Genomic DNA, 24,831 nt, shown 5'->3' on the forward strand with positions numbered 1-24,831 from the left:
AATAATGGTAGCTGAGGTTATAAATGGTAAGGAATTGTCTATGCAACTAAAGTTAGATATGAAAAAAGAGGTGGAATATTTAAAGCAACAAAATATTCTGCCCCATTTAACAGTTGTTTTAGTTGGGAATAATCCAGCATCTAGATCTTATGTTAATGGAAAGAAGCGCGCTTCTGAGGAAGTAGGAATAAGCTCAGAGATAGTGGAACTCCCTGACACTGTAACAGAAAAAGAATTATTACAGACAATCGAACAGCTTAACAGTGACAACGGGGTACACGGAATCCTAGTTCAATTACCACTTCCAGATCATATTAATGTAGAACATATTATTGAATCCATTGATCCAAAAAAAGATGTGGATGGTTTTCATCCTTATAATATTGGAAAAATGATGACTGGACAAGACACTTTCTTGCCTTGCACGCCGTATGGGATTATCACGATGCTAAAGTCCAAAAATATTACAATAGAAGGGAAGCATGCTGTTGTAATTGGGAGAAGTAATATTGTAGGGAAACCAGTTGGACAATTATTACTCAACGAAAATGCAACGGTAACATATTGCCATTCTAAAACAAATAATTTAAAAGAGATAACGAATACAGCAGACATTCTTATTGTTGCCGTTGGTAGACCGAATGTCATTGACAAAGCGTATATAAAAGAAGGTGCTGTAGTGATAGATGTCGGTATTAATCGACTAGAGGATGGATCATTGACAGGCGATGTTGACTTTGAAAGTGCCTCTGAACAGGCTAACTATATAACACCAGTTCCCCGTGGTGTAGGTCCGATGACCATTACGATGTTATTACATAATACCATTAAAGCTGCAAAAGGTTTGGTAAAATGACAAATAAGTACTTAACAGTTACCGCTTTAACTAAATATATGAAACGAAAATTAGATATGGACCCCCATCTACGAGACGTTTGGCTCAAGGGGGAAATATCTAATTTTAAATTACACTCTAGAGGCCATATGTATTTAACCATCAAAGATGACCAGGCACGAATCAATGCGGTGATGTTTGCTGGAAACAATCGATTTCTTAAGTTTAAACCTGAAAATGGAATGAAGGTTTTAGTTCGTGGAGAAGTTAGTGTATTCGAAGCAACTGGACAATATCAGTTATATATTCAACAAATGGAGCCTGATGGTCTTGGATCCTTGTACTTAGCTTTTGAACAACTTAAGGAACGCTTACGAACAAAAGGTTACTTTGATGAACAGTATAAGAAGAAAATTCCTACCATTCCTCACCATATTGGTGTAATTACTTCTCCTACTGGTGCAGCTGTCCGCGATATTATCACAACAATTAAAAGACGGTATCCAGTCGCACAAGTGACCGTGTTACCAGTTTTAGTTCAAGGTGTTAATGCAGCATCCTCCATTACGAAAGCAATATATAAAGCGAATGATATGGGGGAATTTGATGTCATTATACTTGGAAGAGGTGGCGGATCTATAGAAGAATTGTGGAGTTTCAATGAGGAAAGTGTAGCTGAAGCTATTTTTCATTCTAAGATTCCCATTATATCTGCTGTTGGACATGAGACAGATGTTACCATTAGTGATTATGTAGCAGATTTACGAGCGCCAACTCCGACTGGTGCAGCTGAGCTTGCGGTTCCATCGCAATATGAATTACTAGACCGGATCACTAAAATGAAACAAACGTTAACTAGTTTAGTTACGATTTCCATTAAGCATCAGCAGAGTAAATTGAAGCAAATGGCAAATGCTTATGCATTTCGTTACCCTGAACAGCTAATAAGACAAAAGGAACAGGAGCTAGATAAGAATAGGGAACGAATGGACCGATCCTTCCAACTAGAAGTTAACAAAAAGATGGAGCGATTCACTAATTATAAGACGAGGCTTTCTACTCAACATCCAAAAAGACGAATAGAACAAGCGACAAAAGCATTAAGTCAATTGATAAAAAAAAATAATCAAGTGATGAATCAATATGTCGAAAAGCAGTCTATTCAGTTAACCCGATCAATGGATAAACTTAGTTTATTAAATCCACTAGAAATCATGAAACGCGGATTTGCGATTCCTTATACACCAACAGGTGATATTATTAAATCGAAATCACAAGTAAAACAGCATGATCGGATTAGTATCAATCTCCACGATGGTATAGTGGACTGTGAAGTTTTAGATGTAAAGGAGACTCATAATGGATAAATATAAAGATTTAACATTTGAAGAAGCGATGGAGAAATTAGAGGATATCATTGGGAAATTAGAAGAAGGCGATGTACCTTTAGAAAAGGCAATCTCATATTATCAGGATGGAATGATGCTATCTAAAATCTGTAGTGATAAATTAAATCATATCCAAGATAAAATGGTGCAAATTATGAATGACCAGGGAGAACTAGTTCCTTTTGATATACAGGAGGATGAAAAGTAGTGGGAACGTTATTAAAAAACTACATAGAGACGAACCAAAAAGTATTTCATGAAGAATTAACGAAACACGTACGTCAATTAGACATCCCTACGTCGTTAAAGAAGTCTATGCTTTATTCCTTGGAAGCAGGCGGTAAGAGGCTACGTCCGATTTTATTATTAGCAAGCTTTGAGGCGTATGCTTCAAATGTGGAAAAGACATATCGAACAGCATCAGCACTTGAAATGATTCATACGTATTCCTTAATACATGATGACTTACCAGCAATGGATGATGATGATTATAGACGAGGATTGCTCACGAACCATAAAGTGTTTGGTGAAGCAACTGCTATCCTAGCTGGGGACGCATTATTAACCTTTAGTTTTGAAATGATTACAAACGATGCATTGTTATCAAATTCCGAAAAAGTGTACCTTATTCAGCTGTTAGCTCAAGCAAGTGGACCAACCGGTATGGTTGCAGGTCAAATTCTAGATATGGAGGCTGAGAATCAAACGGTTACCATAGAAATGCTGGAGAAAATCCATGCGTTAAAAACAGGTGAGCTGTTAAGATTTGCCGTAACAGCCGGAGCTTATTTAGGAAATGCTACTAAGGAACAAATCAGCTATTTACAAGATTTTGCCCATTATTTAGGATTAATTTTCCAGGTTCAAGATGACATACTAGATGTTACCGGTGATGAACAAAAATTAGGGAAGGCTGTAGGTAGTGACGAATCCAACAATAAAAGTACATACCCGAAGTTATTAGGGTTAGACGGTGCTATCGAGATGAAGAAGCACTATATAGAGAAAGCAAAAGAATTATTAAAAAAAGCAAATGCGGATACATCTAGACTCGCAGATTTAACCGATTATTTCAGCGAGCGTGATCATTAAACTCCAACCAGTAAAGGATTTAAGTATATGAGCAAAATTAGACTTGATGTTCTCCTTGTAGAACGTAATTTAATCGATACAAGAGAAAAGGCTAAACGAGCTGTTATGGCTGGATTAGTATATTCTGAACAAGAAAGACTAGATAAACCAGGGATGAAGGTTGATCAGGACATCCCTTTAACCATCAAGGGTAAGTTAATACCGTATGTTGGTAGAGGTGGGCTGAAGCTGGAGAAGGCTTTGAAAGTGTTTTCTGTGGATGTTCATGATAAAATTATGATGGATATAGGATCATCAACTGGTGGATTTACAGATTGTGCATTACAGTCTGGGGCTAAGCTTTGTTATGCAATAGATGTAGGATATAATCAACTGGATTGGAAACTCCGGAACGATCCACGTGTAGAAGTGATGGAAAGAACGAATTTTAGATATGTAACAGAAGATATGTTAGGAAAAGGATTACCTAACTTTGCCACGATAGACGTATCATTTATTTCGTTAAAATTAATTCTACCTGTATTAAAGAAGCTGTTATTGCCAAATAGTGATATTGTCACGTTAATTAAGCCTCAATTTGAAGCTGGAAGAGAACAAGTTGGAAAAAAAGGCATTGTACGTGATAAAAAAGTACATGTGGAAGTGTTACAAACGATTCTGGCATTCGCTATGGAAGAGGGGTTTGAGCTTTACGGTTTAACATTTTCCCCTATAACGGGAGGAGATGGAAATGTTGAATTTTTAGCTCATCTAGGTTGGGATAAAGACGAACCTGGAAAATCCATCGAAGAACTGAATCCTGGAGTCGTAGTCGATGAAGCTCATTCAGAATTGAAATCAGCACAGAATACATGAGTAAATGGACTACAATCGTAGTCCTTTTTAATTAAATTGGGGGTGCAATATGAGTAAGATTCAAAGACATATAAAAATTAGAGAATTAATAACAGAGAATGATATCGACACGCAAGATGAGTTAGTAGACCGGTTAAAAAGCTTAGGCTATAACGTGACACAAGCAACGGTTTCAAGAGATATAAAAGAACTACACCTAGTAAAGGTTCCTACCACTGGTGGTAAATATAAATATAGCTTACCTGCAGACCAACGTTTTAATCCCCATGATAAATTAAAGCGACTTATCATGGATGCTTTCGTAAAAATCGATCATACGAGCCACTTTATCGTACTAAAGACTTTACCAGGTAATGCTCATGCAGTTGGTGTTCTAATTGATAATCTAGATTGGGAAGAAATCATGGGAACAATTTGTGGAGACGATACAATTCTTATTATTTGCCGCACGGAAGAAGATGCAGTTGAAATTAAAGACCGTTTTATCAATATGCTTTAAGCAAAATGGGGTGACCAGATGTTAACTGAATTATCGATACGTAACTTTGCGATTATTGACCAGATTACTTTAACATTTAAAGAAGGTCTAACCGTATTGTCTGGTGAAACAGGGGCAGGTAAGTCCATTATAATTGATGCGATTCAATTACTTGCAGGTGGACGAGCTTCTGTAGATTTTATTAGGCATGGAGAAGACAAAGCAGAAATAGAAGGGTTATTTTTAATCGAATCTACTTCACATCAAATTTATTTAGTCGGCAAACAATATGGGATAGAAATTAATGATGGGGAAGTCGTGTTGCAACGGGTAATCACGACTTCTGGTAAAAGTATTTGCCGTGTTAATGGAAAATTAGTTACACTCGCTATCTTAAAGGAATTTGGAAGAACACTAATTGATATTCATAGTCAGCATGAAACCCAATCTTTAATGGAACCAGAGAACCATATAGAATTATTGGATTTATATAACCGTGATGAGATTGAACAAGTTAAAGAAGAGTACACCGAATTATTTCAGCGACTTGAAACATTAAAAAGACGTTATAAAGAGCTAAATGAAAACGAGCAGGAGATGGCTCAACGATTAGATCTACTGGAGTTCCAATTAAATGAACTGGAAAAGGCAAATCTTGTCCCAGACGAAGATGTTCAATTAGAGAAAGAACGCAACCAGCTGGTTAATTATGAAAAAATTTATAAAGGTGTTCACGAGGCGTATAATGCATTATATGGTGAGCAAAAAGGACTTGAATGGTTAAGTGTTGCACAAAGGTCACTAGAGGAAATAAACCACTATGACGATGTAATTGCCAAAAAATCAGAGTCATTATCCAATCATTATTATATGATGGAAGATCTGACATACGAATTGAGTAATTTCTTAGAAACCTTAGAATACGATCCGGACCGTTTAAATGAAATTGAAGGAAGATTAGCTGAGATAAGTCGTTTAAAAAAGAAATATGGTACATCCGTTAGCGAAATGATTGAATATATGGGTTCTATCGAGGAAGAAATTGAGCAAATAAAAAATAAAGACTCCCACCTCCAGCGTTTAGCTAATGAAATAAACGAACTAGAGGAAGATGCGTTTATTGAGGCGCAGCAATTACATGCGATCCGAAAACAGGCGGCGAGCAATTTAATCCGAGAGGTACAGGAAGAATTAAAGGACTTATATTTAGAAAAAGCATCGTTCTCTGTTCAATTCATACCTGAGAATGTTGTAGAAAATGTCCCCCTTCATAAAAATGGTTTTGATCAAATTCGTTTTCTTATTTCAACGAATTTAGGTGAACCATTAAAAGAGATCTCCAAAGTCGCATCAGGCGGAGAACTTTCTAGAATTATGTTAGTATTGAAGAAATTGTTTGCTAAGCATCAAGGTGTGACTAGTGTCATTTTTGATGAGGTAGACACGGGAGTAAGTGGAAGAGTAGCACAAGCTATTGCGGAGAAAATATTCCAAATATCTAATGACTCTCAAGTGTTATGTATTACCCACTTACCACAAGTAGCAGCAATGGCAGATACACATTTATTTATTGAAAAAAACGAATTAGAGAATCGTACTGTCACGCAAGTTAGCGAACTAACGGAATTAGAACAAATCAATGAGTTAACGAGAATGATGACGGGTACAAAAGTGACAGAAACAGCGAAGGAGCATGCCAAAGAGCTACATAAATTAGCACAAGGGTTTAAAAGAGCTACAGTAAATAGTTAATATATATTAAAATGCTGTCCCTTATTAGATATAACGAAGGGACAGCATTTTTTTATATCTGTGTGAAACATGATGTCTAGTCTCGATTCCCTGAATTTTCTTCATACAATATTTGTAAAGGAAAAGATAAGCAGGTTTTCTTATCTTTTCCCGGTTTAAAAATAGCTATTAAAGGTCAAATTAGAAGTACAGATATAAAAATATGGTATGGGTTTAGGAACAAGGAGAGTGGACATTTGTGAAGCACATAGACAAAATTCGAATCGTAACAGGATTTTTACTACTACTCACATTGCTAATTGTTCCTTTTACGCCCCCTATACAAAATTATTTTACCATTCCAAATAAGATTGTAACGTTTCAAAATCAATTCCCCTTAGAGGTTCCTAACCTAGGTAATGCTGTTCAAGTATACGCATCTACGGACAATAATTCAGAAGCGGTTAACGCGTCGAGTTTCCATGTTACTGAACCAGGCGATAGTCAATTATATTATTCCGTTGCTGGAGTACCAATTAAGAAAGTTGACGTTTCGATATTAAAGGACGTTAAAGTAATTCCAGGTGGACAATCAATTGGTGTACAGCTACAAACCCTTGGAGTATTGGTAGTTGGCCATCATCTTGTAAACGGTGAAAATGGTACGATGTCTCCTGGTGAAGAGGCAGAGATTAAAGTCGGTGATGTAATCATGGAAATAAATGGTCAAAAGATAGAGGAAATGAAGGACGTTAAACCAATTGTCGAAGAGTCCGGTAAAAGCTCCGAACCATTAAAAGTGAAGGTCAAACGTGGTAAGGAGACCTTTGATACGGAATTAAAGCCTGTATTGGATGAAAAGGAAAATGAATACCGGATTGGCTTATATATTCGTGATTCAGCCGCAGGTATAGGCACGATGACGTTCTTCGAGCCTAAATCGAAAAAATACGGTGCATTAGGACATGTTATCTCGGACATGGATACGAAGAAACCGATCGAAATTCATGACGGTACAATTGTTAGATCCACTGTGACCTCGATTCAAAAGGGGAATAACGGTACCCCTGGTGAAAAGCAAGCTAAGTTTTCAATCAGAGAAAATAAAATCGGTACTATTACGAAGAATAGTCCATTTGGTATCTTTGGTAAGTTAGATGAATCGATTGAGAATGGTAAGTATGATAAACCAATGCCAATTGCGTTATCACATGAAGTTAAAGAAGGACCGGCCAAAATATTAACGGTTATCGATGGGGAGAAGGTAGAGGAATTTGATGTGGAAATTGTTTCTAGTGTACCGCAAAAAACTCCTGCTACAAAAGGTATGGTTATACAAATTACCGACCCAAAATTATTAGAAGCAACTGGTGGTATTGTACAGGGGATGAGTGGTAGCCCGATTATTCAAAATGACAAAGTTATTGGAGCAGTAACACATGTTTTTGTCAATGATCCAACAAGTGGATATGGTGTTCATATTGAATGGATGCTCCAGGATGCTGGAGTGGATATCTATAATAAAGAGAAGAAACAAGCGAGTTAATATAGTGTGGAAAGAGAACCTGTGCATTGATGCATGGGTTCTTTAAATTTGATTTTAGGTTTTATTTTGTATGTAACCGGGAATATACGACTTGGAGGAATAGAATTAAATATTTTTCGACAAAAAATCGAATTAGCTGTCGGATAAAATCGAATCATAACGAAAATGAAAGCAAAATAAAGTAAATTAAAGAAAAGATAAAAAAACGCAAAGTTTTTTTAAAAAAAGAAGGATATTTTGAAGTTTTGTCGAATACATAGAGTGGACATTATGGAAATACCTTAAAGGAGGAGCATTTTGTGGATAAGATTTCAGTTTGTTTAGTAGATGACAACAGGGATTTAATCAATTTAATGGAAGAGTTTTTTGATGAACAACCAGATATTGAAGTGGTTGGCACAGCATACAACGGTAAAGATTGTCTAGCATTAGTTGAAGAAAAGAAACCTGATGTATTGGTGCTGGATATCATTATGCCTCATGTAGATGGGTTAGCCGTTCTAAATATGCTTAGAGAAAAAGGTAAGTCAAGTAATGATCCGTATGTTATTATGTTAACGGCTTTTGGACAAGAGGAGGTTATGAAAAAAGCTGTTGATTTAGGGGCATCTTATTTTATTTTAAAACCATTTGATTTAGAGAATCTTGCGGAACAGATTCGCCAAGTAAATGGACGAAGTGTTCTTTCTAACCGTTCAAACTTTGGTATGAAGAAGGAAAGAAAGAAGAAAGATTTAGAAGCAAGTATTACCAATATTATTCATGAAATAGGCGTACCTGCTCATATTAAAGGTTATATGTACTTACGAGAAGCCATTACCATGGTATATAATGATATTGAATTACTTGGCTCCATTACAAAAGTGTTATATCCAGATATCGCAAAGAAATTTAATACGACTTCATCACGTGTCGAACGTGCTATTCGACATGCAATCGAAGTCGCCTGGAGCCGTGGAAACATCGACTCTATATCCGCCTTATTTGGATACACGGTAAGTATTTCAAAAGCCAAACCAACAAATTCTGAATTTATCGCAATGGTGGCGGACCGTTTAAGGCTTGACCACAAGGCTTCTTAATGAATCGTTGGTATTAATGGGTTAATAGCAATTTTACATATATTGCTAAACAAGAGTAGTTACCGATAAATGCCTAGCAATTGATAAAAGATATCATTTTTTATTGGTTTGTAAAAAATCAATAAAGGATGGTGTCTTTTTTAATGTTATCAGATGAATTGGTTGATGTTTACACGTATGTGCAAGATAATTTTTAGGCTCTGTTTTTTTATACTGTCAAGCCATGGATCTACTTACCTAAGATTTCTTCATTTCTCTCCTAGATTTTTCCTAGCTTGGATAAATTTTGTTTACTAACTTCATCACTGTTATATCGAAAACTATTTCTTATCTAATTTTTTTCTACTTTCATAAAAACAGTAGTAAACGTTTACTAGATGCCCTTTGCCTTCTTTTCTGCTTGCTTCTTGCGGTCACGATAAATGATAAATCCTCCTAAAAATGCTAGTCCTGCAATAAATAGGAACAAACCAATCCCAAATTGGATCCAAGCGTGGAAAAAAATAGGGTGGAAATCATCAAATAATGTGTCTCGCATTAATTTAATCCCAATTGCTGCAATAATGCCAGGTATAAAAATAACTAATACTGCTAATAATCTGACCATTTTATCTCCTTTTCTTTCTCCCGATAGATAGATTCTACTTAGCCCATAGTATACCAAAATATAAAAAATAGATAAAATTTTAATTTGCCATTATGGAAAATGTACCGTATGATAGAGAAAAGCGCATAAAAAAATACCGAAATATATAGCTATATAACCTCAATATTTTTTAATATTTAAAAAATATTTTTTATTTGAATAATAAATAAAGCGCTTACATTTCCTATGAATAGGGATTTTGTATTATAATGTAAAAGTAGTGTTTTTAAAGTGTTAGTTTCAATGGCTTATTTAACGTCAAGAAAGCTTATTTATTAATAGCTTAAGCAGTTATAAATAGCAACGTTTTATAAATGAGGAGGAATAGAAATGGATATTTTTAAAGACATGGAAGTATATGATTACGAGCAATTGGTGTTTTGCCAAGATAAGAACTCTGGCTTAAAAGCAATAATTGCAATTCACGATACGACGTTAGGACCAGCTCTTGGCGGGACTAGAATGTGGACATATGCTTCAGAGGAAGATGCAATTGTTGATGCAATGCGTTTAGCGAAAGGTATGACATATAAAAACGCTGCTGCTGGATTAAACTTAGGTGGTGGAAAAACTGTCATCATTGGTGATCCTAGAAAAGATAAGAATCCAGAGATGTTTCGAGCGTTTGGAAGATATATTCAAGGTTTAAATGGCAGATACATAACTGCAGAAGATGTAGGAACTACGGTTGAGGATATGGATTTAATCCATATGGAAACAGACTTTGTTACCGGAATTTCACCTGAGTTCGGTTCATCTGGTGACCCATCTCCTGTAACAGCTTATGGCGTATATAAAGGAATGAAAGCTGCTGCTTTAGAAGCATATGGTGATGATTCTTTAGAGGGGAAAACAGTAGCTGTACAAGGAATCGGAAGTGTTGCTTTTACTTTATGTGAGTATTTACATAAAGAGGGTGCGAAATTAATTGTTACAGATATTAATAAAGCTGCAGCCCATCGCGCAGTAGAAGCATTTGGAGCGACAGCAGTAGATCCTGATGATATTTATGAAGTGGACTGTGACATTTATGCACCATGTGCATTAGGCGCAACGATTAATGATGATACTATTTCTCGCATAAAGGCAAAAGTTGTCGCTGGTTCTGCTAATAATCAATTAAAAAGTACCGAACATGGTGATATATTGTTTGAGAAGGGAATTGTATATGCACCAGATTATGTTATCAATGCTGGTGGGGTAATCAATGTTGCCGATGAGTTAAATGGCTATAATCAATCAAGAGCGATGAAAAAGGTAGAAGGAATTTACGACAGTTTATTAAAGGTGTTTGAAATCTCAAGAAGAGATAATATTCCTACTTACTTAGCTGCTGATAGAATGGCAGAAGAACGTATCGAATCGGTTAGAAAATCAAGAGGTCAATTTTTATTAAATGGGCTTCATACATTAAGTAGAAGAAAGTAAGGGGGCATATTAGTATGGCTGAGGAGTATGATTTAGTAGTACTTGGAGGCGGAACGGGTGGCTATGTAGCTGCTATCCGCGCCTCTCAGCTTGGCATGAAAGTTGCGGTTGTCGAAAAGGGTGAACTTGGTGGTACATGCCTACACAGAGGCTGTATTCCATCTAAGTCACTTTTACGAAGTGCTGAAGTGTATAAGCAAACGAAGAATGCTTTTGAGTTTGGTGTTCAAGCCAATAATGTAACGCTAGACTTTAATCGTGTTCAAGAGAGAAAAAACTCGATTATCAATACGCTACATAAAGGTGTTCAGGCATTAATGAAGAAAGGGAAAATTGATGTTTTTCATGGTTTTGGGAGAATATTGGGGCCAAGTATATTTTCTCCACTACCTGGTACGATTTCGATTGAATATGCAAGTGGTGATGAAAACACGATGATCGTACCAAAATTTGTCTTAATTGCAACAGGATCCTCTCCTAGATCATTACCAGGTCTTGAGATAGACGGTTCTATGATTATGAGTTCAGATGAGGCATTACAAATGGAGAGCTTGCCTGAGTCTATCATCATTATCGGTGGTGGTGTAATCGGTATTGAGTGGGCGTCTATGTTAGCTGACTTTGGTGTAGCCGTAACGGTTATTGAATATACAGATCAAATTTTACCAACTGAGGATGCTGATGTTGCAAAAGAAGTAGAAAAACAACTGAAGCGTAAGGGGGTAACTTTTGTTAAGGGTGCAAAAGTACTACCTGAAACAGTTAAAAAGGATGCCAGTGTAACCATTGAAGCCGAAGTTGCTGGATCTAATCAAGTTTTTACAGCGGATAAACTCCTTGTATCTGTAGGACGCCAGGCAAATACAACTAATATTGGCTTAGAAAATACAGATATTGTAATGGAGAAAGGATTTATTCAAACATCACCATTTTATCAAACGAAAGAATCTCATATTTATGCAATTGGGGATGTAATTGGTGGTATGCAATTAGCCCATGTCGCATCTCATGAAGGGATTGTTGCAGTCGAACATATGGCAGGGAAGCAACCACATCGTTTAAACTATGATAATATCCCAGCTTGTATTTATTCTAGTCCTGAGGCTGCAAGTGTCGGATTAACAGAAAAACAAGCAAAAGAAAAGGGCTATGATATAAAAGTAGGAAAGTTCCCGTTTAAGGCAATTGGGAAGGCATTAGTATACGGTGAATCGGATGGCTTCGTCAAGATCATCATGAATAAAGAAAATGAGGACTTACTTGGCGTGCATATGGTCGGTCCACATGTAACAGATATGATCTCTGAGGCTGGTCTTGCTAAAGTATTGGATGCAACACCGTGGGAAATTGCCCAAACCGTACATCCACATCCAACCCTTTCTGAAGTTATGGGCGAGGCAGCGTTAGCGGTTGACGGTTTACAAATTCATGGATAATATTTATGTTTAATTAGTTAAGGGAGGGACTTAAAAAATGGCAAAAAATCGTCATGAAGAACTTGGGCTAACAAATGATCAAGTTTTAGAAATGTACAAAACAATGCTTCTTGCTAGGAAACTAGATGAGAGAATGTGGTTATTGAATCGTGCTGGGAAGATTCCTTTCGTTATTTCTTGCCAAGGTCAGGAGGCAGCACAGATTGGAGCTGCGTTTGCTTTAAATCGTCAAGAAGATTATATAGCACCTTATTATCGTGATCTAGGAGTTGTACTTGCTTTTGGTATGACAGCAAAAGAATTAATGTTGTCCGCCTTCGCCAAAGCAGAAGATCCAAACTCTGGTGGAAGACAGATGCCAAGTCACTTTGGTCAGAAGAAAAATCGAATTCTAACGGGTTCATCTCCTGTTACAACGCAATTGCCACATGCCGTTGGTGTTGCGCTTGCTGCAAGAATGGAAGAGAAGCAATTTGTTTCGTTTGTCACATTAGGTGAAGGTTCGTCTAACCAGGGAGATTTCCATGAAGGGTTGAACTTTGCAGGAGTTCATAAATTACCAGTAATTACAATGGTTGAAAATAATAAATATGCCATTTCCGTACCTGCGGAAAAACAACTAGGAAACCAAAAGGTATCGGACAGAGCCATTGGTTATGGTATGCCAGGCTACACTGTTGATGGAAACGATCCATTAGAAGTATATAAAGTAGTAAAAGAAGCTCGTGACCGTGCAATTAGTGGTGAAGGTCCAACACTGATTGAGGCAGTATCTTATCGATTGACTGCTCACTCAAGTGATGATGATGACCGTGCATATCGTGGTCGTGAAGAAGTAGAAGAAGCGAAAAAACTTGATTCTATATTCACATTTTCCCAGTATCTAAAAGATGTTGGTGTGTTAACGGACGAAGTAGAAAAAGATATGACAAATGAAATCAACTCAATTGTCAATGAAGCAACGGACTATGCTGAGAATGCTCCGTATGCTGCACCAGAAGATGCATTAAAATATGTTTACGAAGAAAAGTAGGGAGGGATAACCATGCCAGTCATGTCTTATATACAAGCTGTTACTACTGCTTTAAGAGAAGAAATGCAACGTGATGAAAAGGTTTTTGTATTAGGGGAAGACGTTGGGAAAAAAGGTGGCGTTTTTAAGGCTACAGAAGGATTATATGATGAGTTCGGTGAATACCGTGTTCTAGATACACCACTAGCAGAATCCGCTATTGCCGGTGTCGGTATCGGTGCAGCAATGTACGGAATGCGCCCAGTTGCTGAGATGCAGTTTGCAGATTTTATCATGCCTGCGGTTAACCAAATTATTTCAGAAGCAGCCAGAATTCGTTATCGTTCAAATAATGATTGGAACTGTCCAATTGTCATTCGAGCACCCTATGGCGGTGGAGTTCATGGTGCTTTATATCATTCACAATCGGTTGAGGCTGTTTTTGCTAACCAACCTGGATTAAAAATCGTGATGCCTTCCACACCTTATGATGTAAAAGGTTTATTAAAAGCAGCAATTAGGGATAATGACCCAGTATTATTCTTTGAGCATAAACGTGCTTATCGTTTACTAAAAGGTGAAGTGCCAGAAGATGATTATGTATTACCAATAGGTAAAGCGGATGTGAAACGTGAAGGATCCGATATTACCATCATTACATACGGATTATGTGTTCACTTTGCCTTACAAGCTGCTGAAAAGTTAGCAGAAGAAGGTATTGATGCTCATATTTTAGATTTACGTACAATCTATCCATTGGATAAGGAAGCCATTATTGAAGCTGCCAAAAAGACTGGAAAGGTTCTATTAGTCACAGAGGACAATAAAGAAGGTAGTATTATTGGGGAAGTTGCAGCAATCATTGCAGAAAATTGTTTGTTTGACCTAGATGCTCCTATTCAAAGACTTGCTGGACCTGATGTACCTGCCATGCCATATGCACCTACAATGGAAAAATTCTTTATGATGAATCCTGATAAAATCGAAAAAGCAATTCGTGAATTAGCTGAATTTTAACTAGGAGGGAAAACGATGGCACTGGAAAAAATTACGATGCCCCAATTAGGGGAGAGTGTTACAGAAGGAACCATAAGCTCTTGGCTTGTTAAAGAAGGAGATCATATTAACAAGTATGATCCTATTGCTGAGGTCATGACAGATAAAGTCAATGCAGAGGTGCCTTCTTCCTTTACTGGAACAATCAAAGAAATCGTTACAGGTGAGGGAGAAACGGTCGCTGTTGGAGAACTAATTTGCTATATCGAAACAGAAGCTGGTGCAGCTAATGAATCCAATGAAGCTGAGAAGGACGTAACGAAGGAAGCCTCTACCTCGACAACGGAGGTCGCTTTAGACCAATCTATGAAAAAACGTTATTCTCCAGCTGTACTCCGTATGGCACAAGAGAACAATATAGATTTAGAGCTCGTGACAGGAACTGGTCGTGGTGGAAGAATCACGCGTAAAGATATCGAAAAGATTATCGCTACAGGTGATATTCCTAGTGCACCAGTGAGCGAATCGGTGAATACACAAGCTCCAAAAGAAAAAGAGGAAGCACAACCGCAATCCACTGCTTCTGTTCCACCTGTCTCACAACCTACTAGCCAGGTTGGGGATATTGAAATCCCTGTAACAGGAGTACGTAAGGTCATTGCGCAAAATATGGTACGCTCCAAAACGGAAATACCACATGCCTGGATGATGGTGGAAGTAGATGTTACCGATCTAGTTAGTTACCGAAATAAAATTAAATCTGAATTCAAACAAAATGAGGGTTATAATTTAACTTACTTTGCATTCTTTGTAAAAGCGGTCGCACAAGGCTTGAAAAAATTCCCACAGTTAAACAGTACATGGGCAGGGGATAAAATCATTCAACGTAAGGATATAAATCTATCAATCGCGGTTGCGAAAGATCAAGAGTTATTTGTACCAGTTATTAAGCATGCGGATGAAAAGAGTATAAAAGGGATAGCAAGAGAAATAAATGAATTAGCTCAAAAGGCGCGTACCAATAAACTAACTGCTGGTGACATGAAAGGTGGTACATTTACAGTTAACAATACTGGTTCCTTTGGCTCTGTACAGTCTATGGGAGTAATTAATCATCCCCAGGCTGCCATTTTACAAGTTGAATCGATTGTGAAAAAACCGGTTATCATTAATAACATGTTTGCTGCTCGAGATATGGTAAATCTATGTTTATCACTGGATCACCGAATTTTAGATGGATTGATTTGTGGTCAATTTTTAGCCTATGTAAAAGAAACACTGGAAAATATGAATGAAAATACCGTTCAAGTGTATTAGATCAAGTTTTATAAATTGAATTTTAGTTGCAAAATTGATAACCTATATGTTAGGAAAGAAGAAACTTAACATAAAGGGGTGGCTTGTATGGATTTTAATTTATTTATGAATGATATCGTTGATGCTGCACGTAAAGATATAACAGAAGCAGGATATGAGGAGCTAAGAACACCTGAAGATGTAGATGCTGCACTGAATCGTGAGGGTACAACACTTGTCATGATTAACTCAACCTGTGGTTGTGCTGGTGGTGTAGCTCGTCCAGCTGCTGCTAATGCGATTCATTATGATAAACGTCCTGATCATTTAGTAACAGTGTTTGCTGGACAAGATCGTGAAGCTACAGAGAAAGCTCGTACATATTTCGAAGGCTATCCGCCTTCATCACCTTCTTTTGCATTTTTGAAAGATGGAAAAATTGTAACGATGCTTGAGCGTCATGACATTGAAGGCCACAGTGCAATGGAAGTAATGACGAAGCTTCAAGAGATGTTTGACAAACATTGTGAAGAAGTATAAGAAAGAACCAAATAAGGCTGTCCTATACCATAAGGTCAGTCTTATTTCTTGTTAAAAGGAGAAAAATGGGTGAAAATCGGGTATAGAACTATTAAAACAGCAATAGGCACACCTATCTCAATCGTTATAGCACAAGCGTTAGGACTGACCAATTTCACTTCAGCTGGGATACTAACGATTTTGACAATTAAGCCCTCACGTAAACAGTCCGTTATTAGTGCGTGGCATCGATTATTAGCCTGTATTGTTGCAAGTATACTTTCGTATTTGTTTTTTGAGTTTATTGGCTATCATCCGGTTGTTTTAGGATTGATGCTTATGGTATTTATTCCGGTTACAGTATGGTTAAAAGTTACTCCAGGGATTATAACCAGTTCCGTCATTATCCTCAATCTTTATAGTACTAACGGTATTCCCGTTTCACTATTGCTTCAACAATTTATTATCATCTTGGTAGGGATAGGAACAGGTCTATTAATAAACTTATATATGCCTGGATACGACCAAAAATTAAAGCAAATTCAAATGAAATTGGAGCATAACTTTCGGATGGTACTAACCGAAATCGCTCTATATTTAAGGGATAATAATACTGTATGGGATGGCAAAGAAATAAGACAATCAGAGGAATTACTCGAACAAGCGACTCGATTAGTTGAAATTGATAGGGAAAATCACTTGTTACGATCCCAGCATACTTATTATGACTATTTTTACATGCGTAATAAGCAATTAGATTTACTTAGAAGGATGCTTCCTTTAGTGACAAAACTACCGAATCGCGATGAAATATCATTAAAAATTGCAGATTTCTTCGAGGGATTAGCTGATTCTGTTCATCCTGAGAATACGGCCATTGTATTTCTCGAGCAATTGAAGGAATTACGTGATGAGTTTCATAACGAGGATTTACCAACAACGCAAGAGGAATTTGAAACACGGGCAAATTTATTTCGATTATTACATGAAATTGAGGGTTACCTTATCATCAAGAAGCGATATAAAGATAGTGATGTAAGCTTATGGAGGAAACCAAAAGTAGCAAAATAAAAAAGACTGTGATTACTTGAATCTGTAATCCAGTCTTACCATTCCTTTATAAACCAACAAACACAGCTAAACCATAAGTTATTGTAGAAACAACCATGGCAATAATCATAATATATACTGCTAGCTTCATACGACGTTCGCGTTTGGATTTTCGTTTTGGTACAGGTTTGGTAGTTTGGTTTGCAGACATTTGTTAGCCCTCCTTCAATCCATATGCTCTACTTATTTTAACGTTAAAATAGTAATAGGACAAGTAATAAATTCAATCCTATTTTTTTAGTATAAATTATCTTAATATTTTCCTTATTTGAACAGATGGGAAGATTCGAGTTTAACAGAATGGGGGAACAAGTATGAATATCGATGAAAAAGAGGTTCAAAAGAAGTGGAAAGATTCGGTTGCAGAAATATTAAAGCGCTTTCCTGAACGGAAGGAAACTTTTTTAACTAGTTCAGATATTGAAGTAGAAAGGCTGTACTACCCATCAGAAGTAGATAGTACATATATGGATAAGCTAGGTTTTCCAGGGGAATACCCGTATACACGTGGAATACAACCGACTATGTATCGAAGTAAATATTGGACGATGCGTCAATATGCTGGTTTCGGATCGGCAAAAGAAACAAATAAGCGCTTCCGATATTTATTGGAACAAGGGCAGACTGGATTATCTGTAGCTTTCGATCTCCCAACACAAATTGGTTATGATTCAGACGATCCGATGGCTGAAGGGGAAGTAGGAAAGGTTGGAGTGGCAATTGATACCCTTTATGATATGGAAGACCTACTCGAGAAAATACCTTTAGATCAAGTTAGTACGTCGATGACGATTAATGCTCCTGCATCCATTTTGCTCTGTATGTATATTGCTGTTGGAGAAAAACAAGGTGTTCCTATGGAAAAATTAACAGGGACAATTCAAAATGATATTTTAAAAGAATATATTGCTCGTGGAACGTATATATTTCCTCCAAAGCCGTCCATGAGATTGATAACCAATATCTTTGAATACTGCCAGAAGTTTGTTCCAAAATTTAATACGATTAGTATCTCGGGCTATCACATTCGAGAAGCGGGATCTACAGCAGTTCAAGAGGCGGCCTTTACGATTGCTAATGGAATGGCTTATGTAGATGCAGCTATCGAGTCAGGGATGGATGTGGATTCATTCGCTCCTAGACTAGCATTCTTTTTTAACGCCCATAATAATTTCTTTGAAGAGATTGCGAAATTCCGTGCAGCTAGAAGAGTGTGGGCTAAAATTATGAAAGAGCATTATCAAGCAAAAAATCCGAAGAGTTGGAAGCTCCGTTTTCATACCCAAACAGGTGGTTCTACTTTAACTGCCCAGCAGCCGGATAATAATATAGTTCGTGTAACTCTGCAAGCATTGGCAGCAGTTCTTGGTGGTACACAAAGTTTACATACAAACTCTCGTGATGAGGCTCTTGCTCTGCCAACAGAGGAATCGGCACGGATAGCTTTACGAACACAACAAATCATTGCCCATGAAAGTGGCGTTGCAGACACGATTGATCCGTTAGGTGGCTCATATTACTTGGAGGCATTGACAGATAAAATAGAAGCAGAGGTAGAAATTTACTTGAAGCGAATTAACGAGCTTGGCGGAGCAGTATCTGCTGTAGAGGAAGGCTATATGCAACGAGAAATTCATCGGACAGCTTATGAAACACAAAGAAAAATTGAAAAGGATGAGGAAATAATTGTTGGGTTAAACAAATTTACAATCGAGGAAGAGGTTAATCCAGAATTATTAAAGGTAGATGAAGAATTAGAACGGGAGCAGAAGGCTAAGCTCCAGTCGATAAAGGAAAAACGTGATAGTGAAATGGTAGAAAGTACATTAAAACAACTGAAATGGGCAGCAAGTCAAGCCGATGAGAATTTAATGCCATATATATTAAATGCCGTAAAAGCTTATGCGTCTGTTGGAGAAATATGTAATGTACTCCGTCAAGAGTTTGGAGAATACGGTAGCATCTAATACAAAAGGGGAGGAGAACATAGTATGGCAAAGATAAGAGTATTAATAGCAAAACCTGGTCTTGATGGACATGATCGAGGTGCATTAATAATCGCTCAAGGGTTAAGAGATCATGGAATGGAAGTAATCTATACTGGCTTAAGACAATCACCAGCTCAAATAGCCAAAGCGGCAATTCAGGAAGATGTTGATGTAGTAGGATTATCTTCCTTATCAGGTGCACATCGTACCCTTTTTCCAAAAGTAATTGAGGAATTAAAAGCGTTAGGTGCTGAAGATATTCCAGTAATTGGTGGTGGTGTCATTCCTTCAGAGGATATTCCATTCCTTAAAGAAAAAGGGGTAAAGGAAATTTTTACAAGTGGTTCTACGATTGAAGCGTTAGCAGATTATATTAATCAACTCGTAGGAGTACAGGAAGGTAGTATTTCTAACAGAATATCCCATATTGGTATTGCCGTTAGATCAATCGATCAGGTGCTACCATTTTATACGAAGACATTAGGGTTAGAACTAGAGGGAATGGAAGAGGTAGCGTCTGAGGGAGTAAAAGTAGCCTTCCTTAAAATTGGGGAGAGTCGTTTTGAATTACTACAACCTTTAGAGGAATCCTCTGCTATTCATAAATTTATTGAAAAAAAAGGAGAAGGCATCCATCATATCGCCTTAGATGTGGATGATATTCAGGCAAGGATTAACAGCTTGTCTAAGAATGGTGTTCAATTAATTAATGCAGAACCGAAACAAGGCAGTCATCAATCACAAATCGCTTTCTTACATCCTAAATCAGCACATGGCGTACTGTTTGAACTATGTGAAGAAGCAGGGGGAGAAGAAGCATGATGGATATGTTTGATCGGATTAATGAGCTCTATGATAAACGAAGAATGGCAGAATTAGGTGGTGGGGATGAACGGATTGAAAACCAGCATGCTAAAGGGAAATGGACTGCTAGGGAACGAATTGATTACTTATTAGATGACGGGAGTTTCGTTGAATTAAATACGTTTATTGAATCTCGTGGAACTGATTTTGAAATGAATGGGTCCAGTGGAATGGGGGACGGTGTTATCACTGGGTATGGAAAAATCGATGGCCGTCCAGTCTATTTATTTGCACAAGATTTTACTCTCTATGGTGGGGCTTTAGGTGAAATGCATGGAAAGAAAATCGCTGCCGTTATGGATCTTGCGGCAAAGAATGGTGTTCCATTTATTGGATTAAATGACTCTGGTGGTGCTAGAATTCAAGAGGGGGTATCCTCACTAGATGGGTATGGTCAAGTATTTTACCGCAATGCCATTTATTCCGGCTATATACCACAGATTTCCGTTATTATGGGACCAAGTGCAGGTGGTGCGGTATATTCACCAGCTATAACGGATTTTGTGATAATGGTCGAGAAGACCTCACAAATGTTTATTACGGGGCCGAAAGTTATTGAAACGGTAACAGGAGAAAAAATTTCCTCTGAAGATTTAGGTGGAGCACATATTCATAATAGTAAAAGTGGCAATGCCCATTTCCAAGCAGAAAATGAGACAGATGCATTAAATCATGTGAAGAAATTGCTATCGTATTTACCGAACAATAATAATGATAAACCACCAGTAAGGACCGTAACAGAAGATGCCCTACAAAATTATCGACCAGGATTAGTTGATATTGTTCCATTTGATTCTACACGACCATATGATATAAAACGAGTTATTGAACAAGTAGTGGATGAGGATAGCTTTTATGAAATTCATGCAGAATTTGCTAAAAATATTGTAGTAGGTTTTGCGAGAGTACATGGTCAAACAGTTGGATTAGTTTGTAATCAACCGAAACATTTGGCAGGTGGACTCGATATTGATTCAAGTGATAAAGCAGCACGATTTATTCGCTTTTGTGATTGTTTTAATATCCCAATTATTACATTTGAAGATGTGACAGGTTTCTTTCCTGGCATAAAACAGGAACATGGTGGTATCATACGACATGGAGCTAAAATCTTATATGCATATTCTGAAGCTACAGTACCTAAGCTAACTGTTATTGTAAGAAAAGCTTATGGTGGTGCCTATGTAGCATTGAATAGTAAATCAATTGGTGCAGATTTAGTTTATGCATGGCCAAATGCAGAAATTGCAGTTATGGGACCAGAAGGTGCAGCAAATATTATCTTTGCTAAAGAGATTGCGGCAAGTACAGACCCTGAAAAAACACGTCAAGAAAAGATTAATACATATCGAGAAAAGTTCGCAAATCCATATATTGCGGCAAAGCTAGGCATGGTCGATGATGTTATCGACCCTAGGGAAACTCGGATAAAGCTTATTCAAGGGTTAGAAATGTTACAATATAAAAAAGAGGATCGCCCAAGCAAAAAACATGGGAATATCCCTCTTTAATTTTAGGAGGTTAACAACATGGTCAATAAGGACAGATTAGTTAGTGAATTTATGGAGCTAGTTCAAGTAGATTCAGAGACAGGCTTTGAAGCTGAAATTGCAGAGGTTTTGAAAAAGAAGTTTAGCGAACTAGGGTTGGAAGTACTAGAAGACGAGGCAAAAGAAAAGACAGGTCATGGTGCGAATAACCTTATTTGTACATTAAAAGGGAATAAGGATGGGGTTGACCCGATTTATTTCACTTCCCATATGGATACCGTAGTACCGGGTAAAGGTATTAAACCATCTATTCAGGATGGATATATTGTATCAGACGGTACAACGATTCTTGGTTCAGACGATAAAGCGGGACTTAGTGCCATGCTTGAAGCAATTCGTGTACTAAAAGAGAACAATATCCAACATGGTGATGTGCAATTTGTGATTACGGTGGGAGAAGAGTCTGGATTAGTCGGTGCCAAAGCACTAGATTCATCCATGATTCATGCGAAGTTTGGATATGCATTAGATAGTAATGGAAAAGTTGGGGATATTATCGTTGCTGCGCCAACGCAAGCAAAAATTAATACCATTATTAAAGGCAAAACAGCCCATGCTGGTGTTGCACCGGAAAAAGGAGTTTCTGCTATTACCATTGCTGCTAAAGCTATTGCTAAAATGCCATTAGGAAGAATTGATGAAGAAACGACAGCAAATATTGGTCGATTTGAAGGCGGAAAGCAAACAAACATCGTAGTGGATCATGTGGAAATCCTAGCAGAAGCGCGTTCCCTAGTGCCGGAAAAAATGGAAGCTCAAGTGAAGGCCATGAAGGAAGCTTATGAAACAACCGCTAAAGAAATGGGCGGAGAAGCAATTGTGGATATTAAGGTAATGTATCCCGGATTCAAACAACAGGCTGGAGATGAAGTTGTTGAAGTTGCTAGAAAGGCAGCCGCATCGATTGGTAGAGAAAGTCAGCTACTGAAGAGCGGTGGTGGAAGTGATGCGAACGTTATTGCAGGATTTGGCATCCCGACTGTCAATTTAGCAGTAGGATATGAAGAAATTCATACGACAAATGAGCGTATACCAGTTGAGGAATTAGTAAAAGTAACGGAATTAGTAGCTGCAATCATTGAAGAAGTTGCTAATTAATTCATCTTATATTTTTCCATGAACATTAAAGATACCTTTATTGGCATCTTTAATGTTTTTTTCTTTAAATCCAATTAACCCTTTCTACTAGTATAAAGGGCTTTTTTGTTTTTGTGATATAATAAAAGTAGAAACAACCGTTCGGAAAGGTGTAAAGTGATATGAAAGCGAATAAGGCACGGATTATTTTTCATTTGGACATGAATAGCTTTTATGCTTCGGTGGAGACGGCCTATCATCCAGCATATAAAGGAAAACCATTAGCAGTAGCTGGAAATCCAGAGGAGCGAAAAGGGATTATTATTACAAGCAATTATGAAGCTAGGGCTAAAGGGGTTAAGACAACGATGCCAATTTGGCAAGCAAGAAAATTATGCCCGGAATTAATTATCCTCCGCCCTAATTTTGAACGGTATCGCTACGCCTCAAGTGAAATATTTAAAATACTAAATTCTATAACGCCTTTTGTAGAACCCGTATCAATTGATGAAGGGTATATGGATGTAACGGACGCCACATCACCTTCTAATACGCTACAATTAGCTGAGGAATTACAGCACAAAATAAAAAGAGAGCTCGATCTGCCGTGTAGTATTGGTATTGCTCCGAATAAATTCTTAGCAAAAATGGCATCGGATATGAAGAAGCCAATGGGAATTACAATCCTAAGAAAACGAGATATTCCTATGATGCTATGGCCATTACCAGTCGGTGAAATGTATGGAGTAGGGAAAAAGACAGCGGAAAAATTAAACACAATGGATATTCATACCATTGGTGACTTGGCTGAAGCGGATGTTTATCAATTGAAACAGTTATTGGGTATTAATGGTGAACGGTTAAAGAATCGTGCGAATGGTATTGACTTGAGGCCAGTCGATCCGGATGCAGTTAATGAATTTAAAAGTATTGGTAGCTCCGAGACATTGCCGGTGGATACAACCGATGCTAACGAAATCCGAAGCTTACTAACGGCACTGGCCCAAAATGTAGAGAGTAGAATGAAACGGAAGCATGCAGCAGGTCGATCTGTCCAGTTAACCATTCGCTATCATGACCGAAGTACTATTACTAGAAGTAAAAAGCTTCCGAATTATATTGAAAAGAAGGAGGATATTTTAAAGGTAGCTTTTGAACTTTTTGACCTTCATTGGAATTTAGAACCAATTCGCTTACTTGGCGTAACTGTTCAGGATATAGAAGAAAAACAAAATATTGCTCAACAATTGGATTTGTTTACGTATAAGAAGGATGCTGAAAAAGAAAAGCTGTACGATGCTATCGATAAATTAACACAAAAGTTTGGTAAAAACCCCTTCGTTGAGGTGAAGGAGGAAGTGAATCAACAACCTAAAACTAGCTTTCAAAAAGACTTTCTGGATGATTATAGAAAATAAACGTTATACTGCATTTATATTAATAGCTAGGTAGATGGGAGGAAAAATAAGATGGAAATTTTTGATGAATGTTTAAGACGCATCGATAATTTGGAACATCGAGCAAGAATGGATGAGGTTTTGAATTGGGTGATAAAGACGTTTCCCAATTTAATGCCAGTAGTGAAGTGGAATCAACCTATGTTTACTGATCATGGCACCTATATTATTGGTTTTAGTGCGGCTAAACACCATCTAGCAGTTGCACCGGAAAGAGCAGGGATGATTCACTTTGCAAATGAAATAGAGGAGGCAGGCTTAGAGCATACGAAGGAACTGGTACGCTTCAACTGGGATAATCCCTTTAACTACGTATTACTTGAGAAAATGATTACATTTAATATATTGGATAAAGCGGACTGTACTACTTTTTGGCGTAAATAGAAGTAGTATTTGCTTGAATAGCGGATAGTTGGGTCGATTTAATTGAAGAAGAATTTTATAG

At 37.4% G+C, this 24,831-nt stretch carries 24 protein-coding genes; 22 read left to right on the top strand and 2 right to left on the bottom strand.

The annotated features are described in order from the left end of the window. Positions 1-4: 4 nt before the first annotated feature. The 9 genes from folD (at position 5) to spo0A (ending at position 9,007) form a co-directional block, all read left to right on the top strand. Entirely contained in the window at positions 5-856 is an 852-nt protein-coding gene (folD, locus tag KGF86_RS05305; RefSeq protein WP_186869875.1) for a bifunctional methylenetetrahydrofolate dehydrogenase/methenyltetrahydrofolate cyclohydrolase FolD, read from the top strand. Further along, complete coding sequence (gene xseA / locus KGF86_RS05310; RefSeq protein WP_186869874.1) at positions 853-2,202, top strand: exodeoxyribonuclease VII large subunit; 1,350 nt, start codon at positions 853-855, stop codon at positions 2,200-2,202. Before folD ends, xseA begins: the two co-directional genes overlap by 4 nt. Beyond that, positions 2,195-2,431, top strand: a complete 237-nt coding sequence (locus KGF86_RS05315; protein ID WP_186869873.1) for an exodeoxyribonuclease VII small subunit — start codon at positions 2,195-2,197, stop codon at positions 2,429-2,431. The genes xseA and KGF86_RS05315 overlap by 8 nt, the downstream gene beginning before the upstream one ends. Then, positions 2,431-3,315, top strand: coding sequence for a farnesyl diphosphate synthase (locus KGF86_RS05320; RefSeq protein WP_186869872.1), 885 nt, complete (start codon positions 2,431-2,433; stop codon positions 3,313-3,315). Before KGF86_RS05315 ends, KGF86_RS05320 begins: the two co-directional genes overlap by 1 nt. A gap of 27 nt (positions 3,316-3,342) precedes the next feature. Next, positions 3,343-4,170: a TlyA family RNA methyltransferase gene (locus tag KGF86_RS05325; RefSeq protein ID WP_186869871.1), complete on the top strand. Its 828-nt coding sequence runs from the start codon at positions 3,343-3,345 to the stop codon at positions 4,168-4,170. A 49-nt stretch (positions 4,171-4,219) separates the two neighbouring features. Continuing rightward, positions 4,220-4,669 (top strand): transcriptional regulator AhrC/ArgR, encoded by a 450-nt coding sequence (ahrC, locus tag KGF86_RS05330; protein ID WP_186869870.1) that lies wholly within the window; start codon positions 4,220-4,222, stop codon positions 4,667-4,669. Between the two features lie 18 nt (positions 4,670-4,687). Next, positions 4,688-6,400 (top strand): DNA repair protein RecN, encoded by a 1,713-nt coding sequence (recN, locus tag KGF86_RS05335; RefSeq protein WP_211741308.1) that lies wholly within the window; start codon positions 4,688-4,690, stop codon positions 6,398-6,400. Positions 6,401-6,638: 238 nt separating this feature from the next. Then, positions 6,639-7,925: a SpoIVB peptidase gene (spoIVB, locus tag KGF86_RS05340; RefSeq protein ID WP_186869868.1), complete on the top strand. Its 1,287-nt coding sequence runs from the start codon at positions 6,639-6,641 to the stop codon at positions 7,923-7,925. A gap of 299 nt (positions 7,926-8,224) precedes the next feature. After that, complete coding sequence (gene spo0A / locus KGF86_RS05345) at positions 8,225-9,007, top strand: sporulation transcription factor Spo0A (RefSeq protein WP_186869867.1); 783 nt, start codon at positions 8,225-8,227, stop codon at positions 9,005-9,007. 373 nt (positions 9,008-9,380) lie between these two features. Here the strand turns inward: spo0A and KGF86_RS05350 are convergent, their stop codons facing one another. Next, complete coding sequence (locus KGF86_RS05350; RefSeq protein ID WP_186869866.1) at positions 9,381-9,614, bottom strand: DUF2627 family protein; 234 nt, start codon at positions 9,612-9,614, stop codon at positions 9,381-9,383. A 369-nt stretch (positions 9,615-9,983) separates the two neighbouring features. Here KGF86_RS05350 and KGF86_RS05355 point away from each other — a divergent pair, with 369 nt between their 5' ends. The 7 genes from KGF86_RS05355 to KGF86_RS05385 all read left to right on the top strand — a co-directional run bounded on the left by KGF86_RS05355 (position 9,984) and on the right by KGF86_RS05385 (position 17,411). Next, positions 9,984-11,081, top strand: a complete 1,098-nt coding sequence (locus KGF86_RS05355; protein WP_211741309.1) for a Glu/Leu/Phe/Val family dehydrogenase — start codon at positions 9,984-9,986, stop codon at positions 11,079-11,081. Positions 11,082-11,095: 14 nt separating this feature from the next. Continuing rightward, entirely contained in the window at positions 11,096-12,517 is a 1,422-nt protein-coding gene (gene lpdA, locus KGF86_RS05360; protein ID WP_211741310.1) for a dihydrolipoyl dehydrogenase, read from the top strand. 37 nt (positions 12,518-12,554) lie between these two features. Beyond that, positions 12,555-13,550, top strand: a complete 996-nt coding sequence (locus KGF86_RS05365) for a thiamine pyrophosphate-dependent dehydrogenase E1 component subunit alpha (RefSeq protein WP_186869863.1) — start codon at positions 12,555-12,557, stop codon at positions 13,548-13,550. Positions 13,551-13,562: 12 nt separating this feature from the next. Next, entirely contained in the window at positions 13,563-14,546 is a 984-nt protein-coding gene (locus KGF86_RS05370; RefSeq protein ID WP_186869862.1) for an alpha-ketoacid dehydrogenase subunit beta, read from the top strand. 15 nt (positions 14,547-14,561) lie between these two features. Beyond that, complete coding sequence (locus tag KGF86_RS05375) at positions 14,562-15,842, top strand: dihydrolipoamide acetyltransferase family protein (RefSeq protein WP_186869861.1); 1,281 nt, start codon at positions 14,562-14,564, stop codon at positions 15,840-15,842. Positions 15,843-15,929: 87 nt separating this feature from the next. After that, the gene (locus tag KGF86_RS05380; protein ID WP_186869860.1) at positions 15,930-16,361 is read left to right on the top strand and encodes a BrxA/BrxB family bacilliredoxin; all 432 of its coding nucleotides are present in this window, start codon (positions 15,930-15,932) and stop codon (positions 16,359-16,361) included. A 69-nt stretch (positions 16,362-16,430) separates the two neighbouring features. Next, the gene (locus KGF86_RS05385) at positions 16,431-17,411 is read left to right on the top strand and encodes an aromatic acid exporter family protein (protein WP_211741311.1); all 981 of its coding nucleotides are present in this window, start codon (positions 16,431-16,433) and stop codon (positions 17,409-17,411) included. A 46-nt stretch (positions 17,412-17,457) separates the two neighbouring features. Here KGF86_RS05385 and prli42 read toward each other — a convergent pair whose 3' ends face one another. Then, positions 17,458-17,601, bottom strand: a complete 144-nt coding sequence (gene prli42, locus KGF86_RS05390) for a stressosome-associated protein Prli42 (protein ID WP_186869858.1) — start codon at positions 17,599-17,601, stop codon at positions 17,458-17,460. A 163-nt stretch (positions 17,602-17,764) separates the two neighbouring features. On the opposite strand from prli42, the gene KGF86_RS05395 reads away from it, so the two are divergent. From KGF86_RS05395 to KGF86_RS05420, 6 genes are all read left to right on the top strand, one after another. Continuing rightward, positions 17,765-19,417, top strand: a complete 1,653-nt coding sequence (locus KGF86_RS05395; protein ID WP_211741312.1) for an acyl-CoA mutase large subunit family protein — start codon at positions 17,765-17,767, stop codon at positions 19,415-19,417. Between the two features lie 24 nt (positions 19,418-19,441). Then, positions 19,442-20,260 (top strand): methylmalonyl-CoA epimerase, encoded by an 819-nt coding sequence (gene mce, locus KGF86_RS05400; RefSeq protein WP_211741313.1) that lies wholly within the window; start codon positions 19,442-19,444, stop codon positions 20,258-20,260. Continuing rightward, the gene (locus KGF86_RS05405) at positions 20,260-21,813 is read left to right on the top strand and encodes an acyl-CoA carboxylase subunit beta (protein WP_211741585.1); all 1,554 of its coding nucleotides are present in this window, start codon (positions 20,260-20,262) and stop codon (positions 21,811-21,813) included. Before mce ends, KGF86_RS05405 begins: the two co-directional genes overlap by 1 nt. Positions 21,814-21,831: 18 nt before the next feature. Continuing rightward, positions 21,832-22,950: a M20/M25/M40 family metallo-hydrolase gene (locus KGF86_RS05410; protein ID WP_211741314.1), complete on the top strand. Its 1,119-nt coding sequence runs from the start codon at positions 21,832-21,834 to the stop codon at positions 22,948-22,950. 161 nt (positions 22,951-23,111) lie between these two features. Beyond that, positions 23,112-24,347 (top strand): DNA polymerase IV, encoded by a 1,236-nt coding sequence (locus KGF86_RS05415; RefSeq protein WP_211741315.1) that lies wholly within the window; start codon positions 23,112-23,114, stop codon positions 24,345-24,347. 51 nt (positions 24,348-24,398) lie between these two features. Beyond that, complete coding sequence (locus tag KGF86_RS05420; protein WP_211741316.1) at positions 24,399-24,770, top strand: iron chaperone; 372 nt, start codon at positions 24,399-24,401, stop codon at positions 24,768-24,770. Positions 24,771-24,831: the final 61 nt, after the last annotated feature.

Origin of the sequence: Ornithinibacillus massiliensis (assembly GCF_018310345.1) — a bacterium.
Taxonomy (GTDB): domain Bacteria; phylum Bacillota; class Bacilli; order Bacillales; family Amphibacillaceae; genus Ornithinibacillus; species Ornithinibacillus massiliensis.

Excerpts from the sequence above, each read along its gene's own strand:
- folD (WP_186869875.1), top strand. The coding sequence starts at position 5 with ATGGTAGCTGAGGTTATAAATGGTAAGGAATTGTCTATGCAACTAAAG.
- xseA (WP_186869874.1), top strand. The coding sequence starts at position 853 with ATGACAAATAAGTACTTAACAGTTACCGCTTTAACTAAATATATGAAA.
- KGF86_RS05315 (WP_186869873.1), top strand. The coding sequence starts at position 2,195 with ATGGATAAATATAAAGATTTAACATTTGAAGAAGCGATGGAGAAATTA.
- KGF86_RS05325 (WP_186869871.1), top strand. The coding sequence starts at position 3,343 with ATGAGCAAAATTAGACTTGATGTTCTCCTTGTAGAACGTAATTTAATC.
- ahrC (WP_186869870.1), top strand. The coding sequence starts at position 4,220 with ATGAGTAAGATTCAAAGACATATAAAAATTAGAGAATTAATAACAGAG.
- recN (WP_211741308.1), top strand. The coding sequence starts at position 4,688 with ATGTTAACTGAATTATCGATACGTAACTTTGCGATTATTGACCAGATT.
- KGF86_RS05350 (WP_186869866.1), bottom strand. The coding sequence starts at position 9,614 with ATGGTCAGATTATTAGCAGTATTAGTTATTTTTATACCTGGCATTATT.
- KGF86_RS05355 (WP_211741309.1), top strand. The coding sequence starts at position 9,984 with ATGGATATTTTTAAAGACATGGAAGTATATGATTACGAGCAATTGGTG.
- lpdA (WP_211741310.1), top strand. The coding sequence starts at position 11,096 with ATGGCTGAGGAGTATGATTTAGTAGTACTTGGAGGCGGAACGGGTGGC.
- KGF86_RS05365 (WP_186869863.1), top strand. The coding sequence starts at position 12,555 with ATGGCAAAAAATCGTCATGAAGAACTTGGGCTAACAAATGATCAAGTT.
- KGF86_RS05370 (WP_186869862.1), top strand. The coding sequence starts at position 13,563 with ATGCCAGTCATGTCTTATATACAAGCTGTTACTACTGCTTTAAGAGAA.
- KGF86_RS05375 (WP_186869861.1), top strand. The coding sequence starts at position 14,562 with ATGGCACTGGAAAAAATTACGATGCCCCAATTAGGGGAGAGTGTTACA.
- KGF86_RS05380 (WP_186869860.1), top strand. The coding sequence starts at position 15,930 with ATGGATTTTAATTTATTTATGAATGATATCGTTGATGCTGCACGTAAA.
- prli42 (WP_186869858.1), bottom strand. The coding sequence starts at position 17,601 with ATGTCTGCAAACCAAACTACCAAACCTGTACCAAAACGAAAATCCAAA.
- KGF86_RS05395 (WP_211741312.1), top strand. The coding sequence starts at position 17,765 with ATGAATATCGATGAAAAAGAGGTTCAAAAGAAGTGGAAAGATTCGGTT.
- mce (WP_211741313.1), top strand. The coding sequence starts at position 19,442 with ATGGCAAAGATAAGAGTATTAATAGCAAAACCTGGTCTTGATGGACAT.
- KGF86_RS05405 (WP_211741585.1), top strand. The coding sequence starts at position 20,260 with ATGGATATGTTTGATCGGATTAATGAGCTCTATGATAAACGAAGAATG.
- KGF86_RS05410 (WP_211741314.1), top strand. The coding sequence starts at position 21,832 with ATGGTCAATAAGGACAGATTAGTTAGTGAATTTATGGAGCTAGTTCAA.
- KGF86_RS05415 (WP_211741315.1), top strand. The coding sequence starts at position 23,112 with ATGAAAGCGAATAAGGCACGGATTATTTTTCATTTGGACATGAATAGC.
- KGF86_RS05420 (WP_211741316.1), top strand. The coding sequence starts at position 24,399 with ATGGAAATTTTTGATGAATGTTTAAGACGCATCGATAATTTGGAACAT.